At 69.5% G+C, this 16,167-nt stretch carries 14 protein-coding genes; 9 read left to right on the top strand and 5 right to left on the bottom strand.

All coding sequences use genetic code 11. The features are described 5' to 3' along the window. Nucleotides 1–8: 8 nt before the first annotated feature. Together FFI97_RS11250 and FFI97_RS11245 are read right to left on the bottom strand one after the other, a co-directional pair. A complete protein-coding gene (locus FFI97_RS11250) occupies nt 9–1,172 on the bottom strand; it encodes an agmatine deiminase family protein (protein WP_313906271.1) in 1,164 nt (387 codons plus the stop codon). 77 nt (nt 1,173–1,249) lie between these two features. Beyond that, entirely contained in the window at nt 1,250–2,143 is an 894-nt protein-coding gene (locus tag FFI97_RS11245; protein ID WP_139703133.1) for a LysR family transcriptional regulator, read from the bottom strand. 98 nt (nt 2,144–2,241) lie between these two features. Here FFI97_RS11245 and FFI97_RS11240 point away from each other — a divergent pair, with 98 nt between their 5' ends. Continuing rightward, nucleotides 2,242–3,309 carry an agmatine/peptidylarginine deiminase gene (locus FFI97_RS11240; RefSeq protein ID WP_260684966.1) on the top strand — a complete coding sequence of 356 codons (1,068 nt, stop codon included), beginning with the start codon at nt 2,242–2,244 and terminating at the stop codon, nt 3,307–3,309. Here FFI97_RS11240 and FFI97_RS11235 read toward each other — a convergent pair. Then, nucleotides 3,306–5,051 carry a hybrid sensor histidine kinase/response regulator gene (locus FFI97_RS11235; protein ID WP_144004431.1) on the bottom strand — a complete coding sequence of 582 codons (1,746 nt, stop codon included), beginning with the start codon at nt 5,049–5,051 and terminating at the stop codon, nt 3,306–3,308. The two genes, FFI97_RS11240 and FFI97_RS11235, sit on opposite strands and share 4 nt — an antisense overlap. 155 nt (nt 5,052–5,206) lie before the next feature. Between FFI97_RS11235 and FFI97_RS11230 the strand changes: the two genes are divergently transcribed. Further along, complete coding sequence (locus FFI97_RS11230) at nt 5,207–6,043, top strand: MurR/RpiR family transcriptional regulator (protein ID WP_101492418.1); 837 nt, start codon at nt 5,207–5,209, stop codon at nt 6,041–6,043. Between the two features lie 24 nt (nt 6,044–6,067). Here FFI97_RS11230 and FFI97_RS11225 read toward each other — a convergent pair whose 3' ends face one another. Continuing rightward, nucleotides 6,068–6,829: an IclR family transcriptional regulator gene (locus FFI97_RS11225; RefSeq protein WP_139703130.1), complete on the bottom strand. Its 762-nt coding sequence runs from the start codon at nt 6,827–6,829 to the stop codon at nt 6,068–6,070. 90 nt (nt 6,830–6,919) lie between these two features. Here FFI97_RS11225 and FFI97_RS11220 point away from each other — a divergent pair, with 90 nt between their 5' ends. Genes FFI97_RS11220 through FFI97_RS11200 form a run of 5 tightly spaced genes read left to right on the top strand, consistent with a single transcriptional unit; the run spans nt 6,920 to nt 13,102 of the window. Then, nucleotides 6,920–7,717 carry an enoyl-CoA hydratase gene (locus tag FFI97_RS11220; RefSeq protein WP_139703129.1) on the top strand — a complete coding sequence of 266 codons (798 nt, stop codon included), beginning with the start codon at nt 6,920–6,922 and terminating at the stop codon, nt 7,715–7,717. 3 nt (nt 7,718–7,720) lie between these two features. After that, entirely contained in the window at nt 7,721–9,808 is a 2,088-nt protein-coding gene (locus FFI97_RS11215; RefSeq protein ID WP_139703128.1) for an acetate--CoA ligase family protein, read from the top strand. A gap of 38 nt (nt 9,809–9,846) precedes the next feature. Next, nucleotides 9,847–10,815 (top strand): tripartite tricarboxylate transporter substrate binding protein, encoded by a 969-nt coding sequence (locus FFI97_RS11210; RefSeq protein ID WP_139703127.1) that lies wholly within the window; start codon nt 9,847–9,849, stop codon nt 10,813–10,815. Nucleotides 10,816–10,855: 40 nt separating this feature from the next. Continuing rightward, nucleotides 10,856–12,046: an acyl-CoA dehydrogenase family protein gene (locus tag FFI97_RS11205; protein ID WP_139703126.1), complete on the top strand. Its 1,191-nt coding sequence runs from the start codon at nt 10,856–10,858 to the stop codon at nt 12,044–12,046. A 24-nt stretch (nt 12,047–12,070) separates the two neighbouring features. Continuing rightward, a complete protein-coding gene (locus tag FFI97_RS11200; protein WP_139703125.1) occupies nt 12,071–13,102 on the top strand; it encodes an acyl-CoA dehydrogenase family protein in 1,032 nt (343 codons plus the stop codon). A 6-nt stretch (nt 13,103–13,108) separates the two neighbouring features. Here the strand turns inward: FFI97_RS11200 and FFI97_RS11195 are convergent, their stop codons facing one another. Further along, nucleotides 13,109–13,759 carry a TetR/AcrR family transcriptional regulator gene (locus FFI97_RS11195; protein WP_139703124.1) on the bottom strand — a complete coding sequence of 217 codons (651 nt, stop codon included), beginning with the start codon at nt 13,757–13,759 and terminating at the stop codon, nt 13,109–13,111. Nucleotides 13,760–13,878: 119 nt separating this feature from the next. Here FFI97_RS11195 and FFI97_RS11190 point away from each other — a divergent pair, with 119 nt between their 5' ends. Then, nucleotides 13,879–14,415 (top strand): peroxiredoxin-like family protein, encoded by a 537-nt coding sequence (locus tag FFI97_RS11190; protein WP_062480509.1) that lies wholly within the window; start codon nt 13,879–13,881, stop codon nt 14,413–14,415. Nucleotides 14,416–14,691: 276 nt separating this feature from the next. Beyond that, on the top strand, nt 14,692–16,146 hold the full coding sequence (locus FFI97_RS11185) for an MFS transporter (protein ID WP_139703123.1): 1,455 nt from the start codon (nt 14,692–14,694) through the stop codon (nt 16,144–16,146). The last annotated feature ends 21 nt before the right edge of the window (nt 16,147–16,167 follow it).

The raw sequence follows: 16,167 nt of genomic DNA, 5'->3' as shown, positions 1-16,167 counted from the left end.
GCGCGGCATCACGCCGGTTCCTGTTGCGTCGTGCAGTGGATGCCGCCGCCGCCCGCGGCGATGGCGTCGATGTCCAGCTGCACGATCTGATGGCTGGGCAGGTGCGCGGCCAGCGCCGCGCGGGCCGCGCTGTCGGCCACGGCGTCGCCGAACTCGGGCAGGAACACCGCCTTGTCGGTGAGGAAGAAGTTGACGTAGCCGGCCGCGAACTCCTTGCGCGCAAAGGTGGGGCGCACCTGGCTCGGCGTCTTCAGCGTGACGATCTGCAGGGGGCGCCCGCGCGCGTCGGTGGCGCCGGTCAGCAGTTCCAGGTGGCGGTGTGTCACGGCGTGGTCGTACGATTTCGGGTCGGTGTCCAGCGCCGCCACGACCACGCCGGGCTTGAGAAAGCGTGCGTAGAAGTCGGTGTGGCCGTCGGTGATGTCGCGGCCCGCGATGCCTGGCAGCCAGATGATCTTGTCCAGCCCCAGCATGCGCTTGAGCTCGGCCTCCGCGTCGGCCTTGCTGACGCCCGGGTTGCGGTTCTTGTTGAGCACGCAGCTCTCCGTGATGATCGCCGTGCCCTGGCCATCGACCTCGATGCCGCCGCCTTCCATCACGAGGCTGCTGCGCAGCAGCGGCACGCCCGTGAGTTCGGCCATGCGCGCGGCCACCGTGGCGTCGCGTGCATGGGCCTGCTGGTTGCCCCAGCCGTTGAAGTTGAAGCTCACGGCGGCGCGCTCGCCACGGGCGTTGCGCACGAAGACGCAGCCGGTGTCGCGCATCCAGAGGTCGTCGATGGCGTGTTCGATCAGGTGCACGTTGGAGCCGCACAGTTGGCGGGCCGTGGAAGCATCCGCGGGGCTCACCAGCATCTTGACCGGTTCGTAGACGCTGATGGCATTGGCGATGCGCGCCAGCGCCTGGAACACCGGCTGGCGCATCTCGGCCGTCCAGATGGATTCGCGCGCCGCGAAGGCCATCCACACGGCGCGGTGGGCGTCGCCTTCGTCGGGCATGCGCCAGCCGGACGCAGGTGCCGGGGCCGGTGCAGGCGAAGGGGTTGGCATGGGCACGGGGAAGGGCGGCAGCATGCCGCTGCCGCTCCCACCACCGCCGCCGCCACAGGCGGTCACGAGTCCACCGAAAAGGCCCAGGCCGCCCAGGCCCAGAAGAGTGCGTCGCGTTGTCATTGGAATCAGGGTTATTACTAAGTTCTAGGAAGCCCCGAATTCTGTCGACGCCTATCCATCTACACAATTGATGTCTTTTAAAGGGATTGATCGATCTGGCTCATATCGCCAGCGTCTTCCTGCGCAAACCGCCGCAGGCTGTCGAACACCTCCCGCACCAGCGGCAGGCGTGACGGGCCCTCGGCGCACGCGATCCAGAGGGTGCCCAACGGCAGGCTCGGGCTGTCCGGCAACTGCCGCAATTGCCCCGTGCGCAAGGCGTCGTCGGCCAGCAGCCGCGACACCAGCGCGATGCCCCGGCCGCGCAAGGCCGCGTCGAGCACCAGGCGCGGGTCGTCGTAGATCGCGGCCTTGCGCAGGCCGCCGAAATGCGCGCGGATGAAGGGGCCGATGCGGTCGCTCGTGAGGTCTTCTTCGAGGCACAGCAGGCCGAGGTTGTCTTCCTCTTTCTGCGTGGGCGGGCCGACGGCCACGAGTTCGTCGGTGAGCAGCGGCACCTCGAACACGCCCTCTTGCCGCAGCGGCGCGCGGGTGATGGCGATGTCCACGTCGAGCTCGTCGATGAAGCGCGCGCTCTCGTCGACCGAGATGATCGGGCACAGGTCGGGGTGCGCCTGCAGCAGCCGGTCGACCCGCGGCTGCAGCCAGCCGGTGGCCACGGGCGCGGGACACACCAGCGTGACGAGCCGGTCGTCCATGTAGGTCTCGATGCGGGCCAGCCCGTTGCGGATGTGCTCGAGCGACTTGCCCACGCTGTCCAGCAGCAGGCTGCCCGCCACCGTCAGCTCCACGCCGCGCCCCTTGCGCCGGAACAGCGGCTGGCCGACCTGCTGCTCCAGCTGCGAGATCTGGTGGCTGACGGCGGACTGCGAGACGAACAGCTCTTCCGCCGCGCGCGAGTAGTTGCCCAGGCGCGCCGCCGCCTCGAAGCCGATGAGGAACTTGAAAGAGGGCAGCCGGGTGTTGGACATATGAATGGGGTCGATGAATTCAGCCAAGAAATGTCGCTTTTTCATCGAAGGAATTCAAGTCAGAGTGGGCGTCTCTGCAATTTCTTCTGAAGGACCCTTTGATTTCCAACGATTTCGACGCCCGCCGCGCCGGCCTGCACATGCCCGCCGAATGGGAGCCGATGGCCGCCACCTGGCTGGGCTGGCCGGTGCTCGACCACCGCGAAACCTTGTGGGGCGCGCACTACGACGCGGTCTGCCGCGCGTTCGGCCTGCTGGCGCGCACCATCGCGCGCTACCAGCGCTGCATCGTGGCCGCGCACGCACCGCTGGCCGACGCGGCCCGCGCGGTCTGCGGCCCGCAGGTGCGCGTGGTGCCCATCGCGGCCGAAGACAACTGGCTGCGCGACTGCGGTCCGATCTTCCTCGTCGACCAACAACAGGCGAGCCAGACCGCGGTGGGTTTCCGCTTCAACGCATGGGGCGAGAAGTACCACCCGCACGACGGCTGCCAGCGCGCCGCCGCGGACATCGCCGCGCTGGCCGGCGTGCCGCTGGTGCGTTCGGATATGGTGCTCGAAGGCGGCGCCTTCTACGTGGACGGGCAGGGCACGCTGCTCACCACCGAGAGCTGCCTGCTGCACCCCAACCGCAACCCGGGCCTGCGCAAGACGGAGATCGAGGCCGAGCTGCGGCGCATGCTGGGCGTGCAGAAAATCGTCTGGCTGCCGGGCCACGCGGCCGAGGTGGAGACCGACGGCCACATCGACGGCATTGCGTCGTTCATTGCGCCGGCCCGCATTCTTTTCAATGCGGCCGACCCCGACCAGGGCGACTACTTTCGCGCGATGCAGGAGAACCGCCGCGCGCTCGAGCTGGCGACCGACGCGTGCGGCCGTCGCTTCGAGATCCTCGATCTGCCCGTGCCGCGCGACGTGCACAGCTACGGCAGCGCGCGCTTCTGCGACCTCTATTCGAACTACATCCTCGTCAACGGCGCGGTGATCTCGACCGCCTTCGGTGTGCCGCGCGATGCGCAGGCGCGCGAGGTGTTCGCGCGTGCGTTCCCAGGCCGCCGCGTCGAGCTGCTGCCCATCGATGCGATCTCGCTGGGCGGCGGCGCCGTGCACTGCTCGACGCAGCAGCAGCCGATGCAGGGGAATCGCCTGGCCGCGCGCGGCCTCTAGGGCGCGATCAGCTGCGACACCGTCGCCTGCAGCTGCGCCGGGTCCACCGGCTTGTGCAGCATCTGCCAGCCGCGCGCCGCCACGTCGCTCAGGCGGCGCGGATCGGTGTCGCCGCTCACGATCAGCGCGGGAATCGCGTCGTCGTTGTATTCCTCGTGCAGGCGGTCGACCACGTCGATGCCGGTCTCGCCCGCGCGCAGGCGGTAGTCGCTGACGATCAGCGCCGGCTTGCCGGGCTGGCGCGCAGCGAGCGCCAGCAGCTCGTCGCCGCCTTCGGCCGCAATCACCCGCAGGCCCCAGCTTTCGAGCAGCAGCTGCAGGCCCAGGCGGCTTTCGCCGTCGTCCTCAGCCACGAGCACGAGGCGGCCGGTGTCGGCCGGCAGCGGCGCGGGCGGCGCCTCGGGCGCGGGCAGCGCCTGGCGCGCCAGCGGCACCGTCATCGAGAACACCGTGCCCCGGCCAACGCGCGAGCGCAGCGCCAGCGGATGGCCCAGCAGCGCGGCCGTGCGCCGCACGATCGCCAGGCCCAGGCCCAGCCCCTTGGTGCGGTCGCGCTCGGGGTTGCCGAGCTGGTGGAACTCCCAGAACACCTGCTCCTGCTCGGTGGGCGGAATGCCGGGGCCGGTGTCCCACACCTCGATGCGCAGCGCGTCGGCGCCCGCGCGGCGGCAGCCGATGAGCACGCCGCCGCGCGCCGTGTAGCGGATCGCGTTCTCCACCAGGTTGCGCAGCACGCGGTCGAGCAGCGCGGGGTCGGAATGCACCACCGCGTCGCCCGCGCGCAAGCGCAGCGACAGCGCCTTGCCCGCCGCCTGCGGCGCGAACTCCAGCTGGATCTGGTCGAGCAGGCGCGCCAGCGCAAACGGCCGCGCTTTCACGCGCACCACGCCCCCGTCGAGCCGCGAGATGTTGAGCAGGCCTTCGAACAGCAGCCCCATCGCCGCGGCGGCGCGGCCGATGCTGTCGACCACGTGCCGGCTCGCCGCCGGCAGCGCCTGCCCGCGCAGCACGCCCACGAACAGGCTCAGCGCATGCACCGGCTGGCGCAGGTCGTGGCTGGCCGCGGCAAGGAAGCGCGACTTGGCGAGGTCGCTGCGCTCGGCCGCGTCTTTCTCCAGGCGCAGCTGGCGCAGCAGGTAGAGGTTTTCGAAACGCAGCTCGAGCGAGTCGACCTGCGTGCGGTACATGCGCTGCGCGAAGGCCAGCGTGACGAACAGGTAGAGCACGCCGGCCGCCGACATCACGCGCAGCAGCACGTCGTCGAGCGTGGCCATCGCGAGGATCGCGGGCGCGAAGTACGTCACCTGGAAGCCGTAGAGCAGCCCCAGGTCGATGCAGTAGGCGTAGATCGCGCCCGTGCCCATGGTGAGCATCGCCACCACGATGAACATCTGCTGCGGCAGCGACACCTGCAGCATCCACCCCGCCAGCGGCAGCCCCCACAGCAAGCCGCCGAGGACCGCGCCGACCATCGCGCCGCGCCGCCAGCGCCGTAGCGCGTCCGGGTCGTGCTCGGCCTGCTGGTAGCGCGCCACCTGCCAGGCGCGCGCCGCCGTCAGCACCGCGTTGGCGGCTACCCAGGCCAGCAGCTGCTCGTGCGGAACGGCGCCCCACAGCGCCGCGACCACCAGCCCCGCCGTGAGCATCACGCCGAGCAGCGAGAACGGAAAGTTGCGTCGCAAGGCAGCCATGCGCGCGGCAAAGACGGGGTCGGCGGGCGTCGTGGGTGGGGTGGCGCTCATCGGTGTGTGGCGGGTGGGGGGGGATCGCCGAAGGTGGCGATCTCAAGGTAACGCGTGGCGTGGGGGGCGTCATGGGACTTTAGTCCAATGCGCGCGTTTGCCCGGGGTGCCGCAGGCGCATGGCATCATCGTGCGCCGCTTCCCATCGCCCACCCATGTCCGCCGATTCCTTCGTCCGCCGCGTTCGCAGCCAGCTCGACCAGTTGTCCGCAACCGAACGCCAGCTTGCCGATTTCGTCCTGGAGTTTCCCGGCGAGCTGGCCAGTTACGCGGGCAACGAACTGGCGGAGTTGGCGGGCGTGTCGCCCTCCACGGTGAGCCGCTTCATCCGGCGCATCGGCTACGAGAACTACGAAGAGGCGCGGCGGCAGGTGCGCGAAGAAAAGCAGACGGGCTCGCCGCTGTTCCAGAACGCGACCGAAGCCTCGAAGCGCGGCCACCTCGTGGCCACGCACTTCCAGCAGTCGCAGGCCAACCTCGCGAGCACCTTCGAGCGCCTGAGCGACAAGCAGATGGCCGAGATCGTGAAGGCGATCATCGGCGCGGGGCAGGTGCTGATCTTCGGCACGCGCAGCAGCCACGCGTTCGCGCTGTACCTGCGCTGGCAGATCATCCAGGTGGTGCCGCGCGTCACGGCCATTCCGGGGCCCGGCGAAACGCTGGCCGAGCACCTGGCGGGGCTGGGCGAGCGCGACTGCGTGATCGTGTTCGGCACGCGCCGCCAGACCCGCCAGCTCGACACCCTGCTGGCGGGCGCGCAGCGCGTCGGCGCGAAGATCGTCTACATCAGCGACCGCGCCTCGCCCGATTTCGCGGGCGCCACCTGGTCGCTGCAATGCGACTGCCGCGGCCCGGGGCTGCTCGACAACCACGCGGCCGTGATGGGCGTGTGCGACCTGATCGCCACGATGGTGATTGAGGCCGCCGGCTCGGCCGGGCGCAAACGGCTGGCGGCGATCGAGCTGGGGCACGAGGAAAACGACGAGCTCTGAGAGATCGCGCGGTCTCCGCGCCGGTTACTTCGCCGCTTCGCTGCGCGGCAACTGCGCCTTCAACAACTGCGCCATCTCCTTCTTGCGCGCCGGCGGCAGCCGCGGCGTGATCGCGCCGAAGCTGATCGCCGCCAACGTGGTGGCCGACGCCGCAAACGTGCGCCCCACGCCCGACACCCCTTCGGTGAGCGTGTCCACGATGTCCGCATGGCCCGCCGCGCGCGTGCGCTTCACGGCCTGCTTCATGCGCTCGCGGGTGAAGCCGGCCTGCGCGTACTCGGCGGTGTGGCGTTCGAGGATGCGGTCGATCTCGGCGTCGGTGAGCGCGGCCATCAGCGCCAGCCCGCCCGCGCCCAGGCCGAGCAGGCGGCGTCCGCCGACGTCGGTGGTGAACACCTTCACCGGAAAGTGCCCCTCTTCGCGGTGCAGGCACACGCAGTAGTCGCCCTGGCGGATCACGAGGAACACGGTGTCGCCCGACATGCGCGCGAGCTTTTGCATGAGGGCGCGGCACGAGTCCACCAGCGGCACGCGGCGCATCGAGGCAAAGCCCAGCTGCATGGCGTCGATGCCCAGGCGGTAGGCCTTGCCGTCGGGGTCGCGTTCGGCGAACTGCTCCTCGGCCAGGCACGACAGCAGGCGGTGCACGGTGGAGCGCTCCAGCCCCGAGGCGGCGATCACCTCGGTGAGCTTGATGCCTTCCTCGTGGTGCTCGGCCAGCAGGCGCAGCAGCTGCAGGGCGCGCCGCAGGCTCTGGGCGCCGGCGGTCTCTCTGGGTTCGTCCATATAGTGGGAAAAATCGGAATTAGTGTTTGGAATGCAGGAATTTCGAAGTCTAAACTGCCCCCGCCCCAGACACAGACCCGGAGACACACGATGGCGTACGGCACCCTCGAAATCGAACACCACGGCGCCGTGCGCCGCATCCTGCTGGCCCGCGACGCCCAGCGCAACGCCCAGAGCCAGCAGATGCTGGACGAGCTCATGGCCGCCTTCGACGACGCCGCGCGCGACGACACGGTGAACGCCGTGGTGCTCGGTGGCAAGGGCGCGCACTTCTCGGCCGGCCATGACCTCAAGCAGGCGCAGGCCGAGCGCGCGAACTTCACGGTGGAAGAGCGCTGGGCCTACGAAGAGCTGCGCTACTTCGACTACTCGATGCGCATCTGGGACTTTCCCAAGCCCACCATCGCGCAGGTGCAGGGCGCCTGCGTGGCGGGCGGCTTCATGATCGCCAACATGTGCGACCTGGTGGTCGCGGGCGAGTCGGCCTTCTTCAGCGACCCCGTGGGCCACACGCTGGGCGCGGCGGCCACCGAGGTGCTGATCCACCCCTGGGTGATGGGCGCGCGCAAGGCCAAGGAAATGCTCTACACCGGCGGCAAGCTGTCGGCGCAGGAGGCGCACGCCATCGGCATGGTCAACCGCGTCGTGCCCGATGCGGAACTGGCCGACGCCGCGCTGGCGCTCGCGCAGCAGATCGCCAAGGCGCCGCCGTTCGGGCTGCGCCTGATCAAGCGCTCGATCAACCGCACGCTCGACGCGCAGGGCCTGCGCACCGCATTGGCCGCGCACTTCGACACGCACCAGCTCTCGCACCTGAGCGAGGGCTTTCTCACGGCCCGCGACCGCGGCCTGGCTTCGGCCATCCAGAAGAACCCCGCCTCCGCCTGAACGATGACCTTGCACCGCCTTGAACCCCTGCTGAACCCGGCCTCGATCGCCGTGGTCGGCGCCAGCGGCAATGCCGCGCGCATCGGTGGCATGCCGCTCGCGCACCTCACGACATTCGGCTATCAGGGCGCGATCTATCCGATCAACCCGAAGTACGAAGAAGTCTTCGGCCTGCGCTGCTGGCCCGACCTCGAAGCGCTGCCCGCCGCGCCCGACCTGGTGGTGCTGGCGCTGGCCGCGGCCGAGGTCACGCCGATGCTCAGGCGCTGCCAGGCGCGCGGTGTGCGTGCGGTCATCGTCTATGCCGCGGGCTTTGCCGAAGCCGGTGACGCGGGCGCTGCATTGCAGGCCGAGCTGGAGGCTTTCGTGGCCACCACCGACATGGTGGTGGCGGGCCCGAACGCCATGGGCTTCGCCAACCTCAACACGCAGGCCCACACCAACTTCGCCTCCGTGTTCAACACCGCGCCGATGCAGCAGGGCCCGGGCCGCGTGAGCCTGCTCACGCAAAGCGGCAACGTGTGCGCCGCGGTGTACGCCATTGCGCGCCGGCTGGGCGTGGATTTCAGCCACTTCATCAACACCGGCAACGAAGCCTGCGTGGACTTCGCGCAGTACCTGGAGTACCTGGCGCAGGACGACGCCACCGAAGTGGGCATCGGCTACATCGAGGAGCTGCGCGATGGCCCGCGCTTCATGGAGGCCGCGGCCGAGTTCGTGCGGCGCGACAAGCTGCTCATCCTCTACAAGGCCGGCGAAACCGAGAAGGGCTCCGAGGCCGTGCGCTCGCACACCTCGGCGCTGGCGGGCGACCAGCAGATCTACCAGGCGGCGTTTCGCCAGCTCAACATCATCCAGAGCCACGACTTCGCGCAGATGGCGCAGCTCGCGCACCTGGCCGGCTACCGGCAGCGCAGCGCGGGCAAGCGCGTGGCGATCATCACCATCTCGGGCGCGCTGGGCGCGATCCTGGCCGACAAGTTCATCGGCCAGGGGCTCGACGTGCCCACGCTGCCGCAGCCGCTGCAGGACCAGCTGCGCGCCGGCATTCCCGACTACGGCATGGTCTCCAACCCGGTCGACGTGACGGGCAACGTGGTGAACGACCCCGGCTTCGTGCGCACCGCGATGGAAGCGCTGGCCGTGTCCGACGCCATCGACGCCATCGTGGTCTACGCGCCGGGCTACATGCTCGACCGCATGGCCGACGACCTGTGCGCCGTGGCCGAGAAGCACCCGCGCCTGATCGTTGCCATCGACACCGGTGCGGCCAAGACGCGCGACCAACTGCGCGCGGGCGGCGTGCCGGTGTTCGAGGACATCGGCGTGGCCGTGTCGGCGCTGTCGCCCTTCCTGCTGTGGCAGGAGCGGCGCAAGCACAACCCCTGGCTGCAGGTGCGCAGCCAGCCCGCGCCCGCGCGCGCCACGCTGGCAGGCCGGGCCGACGAGCACACCACCAAGCGCTACCTGGCGGAGTTCGGCGTGCAGCCGGTCGACGAGGCCGTGGCGCGCACGGCCGACGAAGCCGCGGCCGTGGCCGAGCGGCTGGGCTTTCCGGTCGTGCTGAAGGTGCTCAGTGCCGACATCGCGCACAAGACCGAGGCCGGCGGCGTGCGCCTGCGCCTGGGCAATGCGCAAGAGGTGCGCAAGGCCTTCGACGAAGTGATGGCCTCGGCGCGCGCCTACGCGCCTACGGCGCAGATCGACGGCGCGCTGCTGCAGAAGATGGAAGCAGGGCAGGCCGAACTTATCCTCGGCGCCACGCGCGACCCGGTGTTCGGCATGACGCTGACCGTGGGCCTGGGCGGCGTGCTCACCGAGCTGTACAAGGACGTGAGCCACCGTGTGCTGCCCGTCGACGAGGCCATGGCGCGCGACATGCTGGGCGAGCTCAAGGCCTTTCCGCTGCTCACGGGCTACCGCGGCCGGCCGCTGGGCGACGTCGAGGCCGCGTGCCGCGCCATCGCCGGATTTTCACGCGCCGTGCTGGCGCTGCAGGAACAGGCAGACGAGGTCGAGGTCAACCCGCTGCTCGTGAAGGAACAGGGCCAGGGCGTGCGCGCGCTCGACGCGCTGGTCCTGGCTTCGTAGACACAACCACAACCATCGACAGAGACAGGAGACATCCCATGTTCAAGAAAGCACTGGCCTGCGTGGCCCTGGCCGCCGCCGCTCTGGCGGCTGGCGCCGCCGTGGCGCAGACCTACCCGACCAAGCCGGTCACGCTCGTCGTGCCGTTCTCGCCCGGCGGCGCGGCCGACATCATGTCGCGCCTGCTGGCCGAGCGCCTGCACAAGCGCCTGGGCCAGCCCGTGCTGGTGGAGAACAAGCCCGGCGCCGGCACCATGATCGCGTCGGAGTACGTCGCCAAGGCCGCGCCCGACGGCCACACGCTGCTGCTCGCGGCCTCGTCGCTGGGCATCGCGCCCAGCCTGTACAGCAAGGTCAACTACGACCCGGTGAAAGACTTCGCACCAGTCTCGCAGGTGGCCTCGGTGGTGCACGTGCTGGTGGTGCACCCGAGCATTCCGGCGAAGAACGTGGGCGAGCTGGTGAGCTGGCTCAAGGCCAACCCCAACAAGGCCAACTACGGTTCGGTGGGCGCGGGCACGTCCACGCACCTGGAGGCCGAACTCTTCAACAGCGTGGCCGGCGTGAAGATGCAGCACATCCCCTACAAGGGCAGCGCGCCCGCGCTCACCGACATGATCGGCGGCCAGCTGCAGGTGATGTTCGACGCGTACGCGTCCTCGGGCCCCTTCATCAAGGACGGCAAGGTGCGCCTGCTGGCCGTGACCACTGCGCAGCGCTCGCAGTCGCTGCCCGACACGCCCACCGTCGCCGAGTCGGGCCTGCCCGGCTACGAAGCCATGCCATGGCTGGGCGTGGTCGCGCCGGCGAAGACGCCCGCAGCGGTCGTGAACAAGCTGCACGACGAGCTGCAGGAAGTGCTCAAGGAGCCCGAGGTGAAGGACAAGTTCCGCAGCCTGGGCCTGGACATCATCGGCAACAAGCCCGAAGAGTTCGCGGCGTTCCTGCGCAAGGACATCGTGAAGTGGGCCAAAGTCATCAAAGACTCGGGCGCAAAGGCCGACTGACCTGCGCGATTCATCAGCAAGAACGAGAAAGCAGACAAGCATGCAAGTGGGTTACTCGGCGCAAGACGAAGCCTTCCGCCTCACGTTGCGCGACTGGTTCGAGACGCACTATCCGCGCTTCGTCGCGGCATGGCCCGGCGGTGCGCCCGACGCCAACGAGCTGACCTGGCGCCGCGCCTGGGAAGACCACGTGTGCCAGGCCGGCTGGTCGGGCCTGGGCTGGCCCGAGGCCCACGGCGGCAAGGCCTGGCCGCTCACGCGGCAGGCCATCTTCCACGAGGAGCAGGCCCGCATCGGCGCGCCGCTGGGCGTGAACATCATCGGCCACGGCATCCTGGCGCCCACGCTGATCCACTTCGCGAGCGAGGCGCAGAAGGCCCGCTACCTGCCCGGCATCCTGAGCAACCGCGAGATCTGGTGCCAGGGCTATTCCGAGCCCGGCGCGGGCTCCGACCTCGCGGCGTTGTCCACGCGCGCCGAGCGGCGCGGCGACCACTACGTGCTCAACGGCCACAAGGTGTGGACCTCGTTCGCACACATTGCCGACCACTGCTTCGTGCTCGCGCGCACCGACGTCACGGCCGCGCGCCACAAGGGCATCAGCTTCCTGCTGGTCGACATGAAGAGCCCCGGCGTGCGCGTGGAACCCATCCGCCAGATCACGGGCGAGTCGGACTTCAACGAAGTCTTCTTCGAGGACGTGAAGGTGCCGCTCGATGCGCTCGTGGGCGAGGAGAACGGCGGCTGGCGCCTGGCGATGGCGGCCGCGAGCTTCGAGCGCGGCACCTACTTCATTCCGCGCCAGGTGCGCTTCACGCAGGAGCTGGGTGCGCTCACGCGGCTGGCGGCCAGCGTGCAAAGGGGCGGACGCCCCGCGCTCGACTGCCCGCACCTGCGGCGCGACCTCGCGCGGCTGGCGGTCGACAGCCATGTGCTCAAGCTCAAGTCGTACCGCGCGCTCACGCACGCGATGCGCGGCGGGCCGCCGGGGCCCGAGGGCTCGTCGACCAAGCTGCACTGGAGCGAGTCGCACCAGAAGCTGCTCGCCACCGCCATGGAAGTGCTGGACGAGCGCGCGCTGGCCGGCCCCGAGCCGACGGGCGCTGACCCGCAGGCCGCGGCCTGGGTGCGCGACTACCTGTGGACGCGCGCCGAAACCATCCTGGCGGGCACCTCCGAAGTGCAGCGCAACATCCTGGCCGAGCAGATGCTGGGCCTGCCGAAGAACTGATTGAAGACGACGACACGACCCGCCATGGATTTCGCATTGAACGACGAGCAGCAGATGCTGCACGCGTCGGCCCACCGTTTCTTCGCCGACCACCACCCGCTCGTGCGCGCACGGCACGCCTTGCCCTGGACCGATGCCACGCAGCAGTCGCTGTGGGCCGACATGGCCGGCATGGGTTGGATGGCGCTGTTGGTGCCCGAGGCGCACGACGGTTTGGGGCTCGGCATGAGCGAGCTCTGCATCGTGGCCGAGGCCGCAGGTCAGCAGTTGCTGAACCTGCCGCTGGCCGGCAGCGCTGTGCTGCTGCCGTTGTGGCTGCAGGCGTGTGGCGATGCACCGCCCGAGTCGCTGCGAGACTGGGTGCGTGCGGCAATGGCGGGCGAGGGCGCCTTCCATTGCATCGCGGACGGTGACGGCTGGATCGACCATGCGGGGCAGGCTTCGGATCTCGTGGTGGTGCAGGGCTGGCACGACGACGCGGTGCCGCTGCGCGTGGCGCTGCGGCCGATGCCCGAGGGCGCTGTGTCCGACGCGCTCGATCCCACGTTGCGGCAAGCACCGGCGGCTCCCGCGCCATCGCTCACGTGGGAGACGCTGCCCATCGCCCCCGAAGCACGTGCCCGCGTGCGCGCTGCCCACCGCGTCGCGCTGTCGGCGGAACTCGTCGGCGTCGCGCAGGCCGCGCTCGACCTCGCCAGCGCCTACGCCCGCGAACGCGTGCAGTTCGGCAAGCCCATCGGCAGCTACCAGGCCATCAAGCACCAGCTCGCCAACGCCTGGATGGGCGTGGACAACGCGCGCCTGGCCGTGCGCTATGCCGCCGCCGCACTCGACGGCGGCCTGCCCGACTGGCGCTTCGCCTGCGCCGCGGCCGAGTTCACGGCCATCGAAGGCGCACTGCAGGCCACGCGCACGGCGATCCAGGTGCATGGCGGCATGGGCTTCACCTGGGAGCACGACGCGCACCTGTACCTGAAGCGCGCGCAGCACCTGGCGACGCGCCTGGGCGGTGCCTCGCGCGCGCTGGACCAGGTCGAGGCGCTGGCCCTGGTCTGAGCGGCGTCAGGCCTGCGGCGCAGCATCTGCGCGCAGGCCATCGATCAGCAGCGACAGGCTCGCCCGGAACTCGGTCTCCGCATCGCTGGCCGTGGCGGCGGTCGCGATCTCGATCAGGTGCGGAAACCGGTCCGGTGGCAGCGCCTGGAAGCGCGCGATGGTGTCATCGGGCGATTCGTCGGCCTGCAGCGTGAGCGGCCCGGCGAGTTCCGCCTGCGCGGCGCCCATGATGAGCGCGGACACCGCGCGAAAACCCACGAGCAGGCGGGCGCCGCTGCGGCCGCTCTGGGCCAGCGTGCGCAGCAGGGCTTCGGTCACTTCGAACACCGCGGGCGAGCGGCTGCGCCTCGTGAGGATCAGGGGAATCACATGGGGATGGTCGCGGATCACGCGCCACAGCGCGATCGCGATGTCCTCCAGCGCTTCATGCCAGGGCAGATGGTCGTCGGTCTCCCGGCGCACCTTGCCCAGCACCGCCTCGACCACCAGCATCTCCAGCTCTTCGCGCTGCGAGACGTAGTTGTAGAGCGTCATGGCGCCGGTCTCCAGCCGGCTCGCGAGCGCGCGCATGGTCAGGCCGGAGAGGCCGTCCGCATCGACCAGCGCCAGCGCGGCCTGCTGGAGCTGTTCACGGGTGAATTTGGCGGGACGTCCCACGCTTGACTCCGTTCTCTAAGGGGTTGTAAAGTAATAAACGTACAGTGTACTTAAAAATCGGAAGACGCTTTCCAGCCGCCCGGCCCGGCGTTTTCGCAACCCTTCCTGAAGGATCATCGATGAAGTTCTCGCCCGGCGATGTGGTGCCCGCCACGGCCCTGGAAACGATCCACGGAAAGCCCTTGCAGCTGCCGGACGCCGGTTCGCGCTGGGTCCACCTGCAGTTTCGCCGCTTCGCGGGCTGCCCGGTCTGCAACTTCCATCTGCTGACCTTCGCCCGAAGGCAGGGCGAGCTGGCGGCGGCGGGCATCCGCGAGGTCGTGCTCTTTCACTCGTCCGCGCAGGAGATGCGCAAGTACCAGGCGCAGCTGCCGTTCGACTGCGTGGCCGACCCCGCCAAGGCGCACTACCGGCGCTTCGGCGTGGAAACCTCGCGGCTGGCGTTCCTGCATCCGCGCGTCTTCTGGAGCGGCCTGCGCTGGGTGCTCGCGACGGGCCGCTTCTACAGGAAGGCGGAGAACGGCATCACGGGTTTGCCAGCCGACGTGCTCATCGACGCGCGGGGCACCGTGGTCGCCGTCAAGTACGGCGGGCACGCGGACGACCATTGGGAGGTCGACGAACTGCTGGCGCTGGCCGGCGCCGCGAGTTCCTAGACAGCAGCGGCGCACGCCCTCGGTGCGCCAGCGCACGCTGCAGGTGCGCTCGGGCGCCACTTTCCAGCCCAACCCCGGAGAACCCGTCTTCCAGGCCCGAAAACCGCCCGGCATGAAGCTTGCAAACGCTCGCAACTGAATGAAATTTGAATTTCAACTATTTGAAGTAGGTGAAATCCATATGCCATTCAGGCGCGATGCGGCCTACGATGCGATCCGCGACACCGGGCTGCACCGCGCAAGCAAGCACTTCATTCCTTCTCAAGGGGTTTTTCCATGGCTGGACCTGCACTCTCCTCCGGGCCCGACTCGCCCCGAGTCGCGGAGCTCGATCGCGCGCTCGACACCATCGGCGTCACGCGCTCGCACCACACGATCATTTTTCTGATCCTCATCGGCTGCCTGTTCGATGCCTTCGAGCAGAACGCGGTCGGCATCGTCGGCCCGATGCTGCGCGAGCAGTGGGGGCTGAGCGCCTCCGACATCGGCTTCCTGAACACCGTCACCTTTGCCTGCGCGGCCATCGGACGGATCATTTCGGGCTTCATCGCCGACCGCTACGGCCGGCGCGTGATGCTGTCGATCGACCTGCTCTTGTTCACGCTCGGCGCGGGCATCTGCGCGATGGCGCCCAACTTCACGGTGATGGCGCTGGGCCGCGCGGTGGTGGGCTTCGGGCTGGGCGGCGAGATTGCCATTGCCGTGACCATGCTGGCCGAGTTCTGCTCGACCAAGTTCCGCGGCACAGCCGTGGGGATGGTGAATGTGGGCGCCGGCGGGCTCGGCAACTTCCTCGCACCGGGCTTTGGCCTGCTGGTGTTCTGGATGTTCCCGGGCGACAACGCCTGGCGCTGGCTGTTCGCCTGCCTCATGGTGCCGGCGCTGCTCGGCGCTTTCTACCGCCGCTACATCCCCGAGACGCCGCGTTTCCTGCTGTCGCAGGGCCGCGTGAAAGAAACGAATGCCGTGCTGTCGCGCCTCGCCTCGGGACGGCTGTCAGGCAAGCCGGCGGCGCCGCACCCCTACATCACCGACGACGGCACGCTCGCGCAGGCCGCCCGGCCGAAGGTGCGTGTGACCGAGATCTTCCGCGGCGCGCTGGCGCGGCGCACCGTGCCGCTGTGCATCACGATCTGGATGACCTACGGCGCGCAGATCTCGGTGCTCACGCTGATGCCGACCATCCTCGTGACGCTGGGCTACAGCATGTCCAAGAGCCTGCTGTTCACGATGGTGATGCAGGGCGGCAGCCTGCTGGGCGCCATCGCGGCCTCGCTGCTGGGCTTTCACTTTCCGCGCAAGCGCGTGCTGACGGCCGGCGCGGTGTGCGCCTGCCTCGCGGCGCTGACCATCGGCTTCGTCGCCAAGAGCATCGTCGTGATCCTCATCGCGGGCGCGGTGTTCCAGTTCTTCGTGCTGCTGCTCAACACCACCATCTGGATCTTCGCACCCGAGCTGTACCCGACGCGCGTGCGCGCCTTCGGCACCGCCTTCATCCTCGCCACGGGCACGGCGGCCGGCGCGCTGATGCCGCTGGTGGCGGGCCGCCTGTTCGACAGCTTCGGGCTGGTCGGCGTGTTCGGCCTGGCCGCAGCGATGTACGCGGTGTTCGTCGCCAGCGTGCAGTGCGTGCCCGAGACCTACGGCCAGTCCCCCGATGCACTGCCGCTGCCCGGCGAAGCCGAGGCCGAAGACCGCGCACCGGGCGCGACACTGGCCCGCTCGAACTGAGCCGCGCACCGAACGATCTCC

The sequence above is a fragment of the Variovorax sp. KBS0712 genome, assembly GCF_006323185.2.
Lineage (GTDB): Bacteria > Pseudomonadota > Gammaproteobacteria > Burkholderiales > Burkholderiaceae_C > Variovorax > Variovorax boronicumulans.
This window is presented reverse-complemented; position numbering and strand designations above follow the sequence as displayed.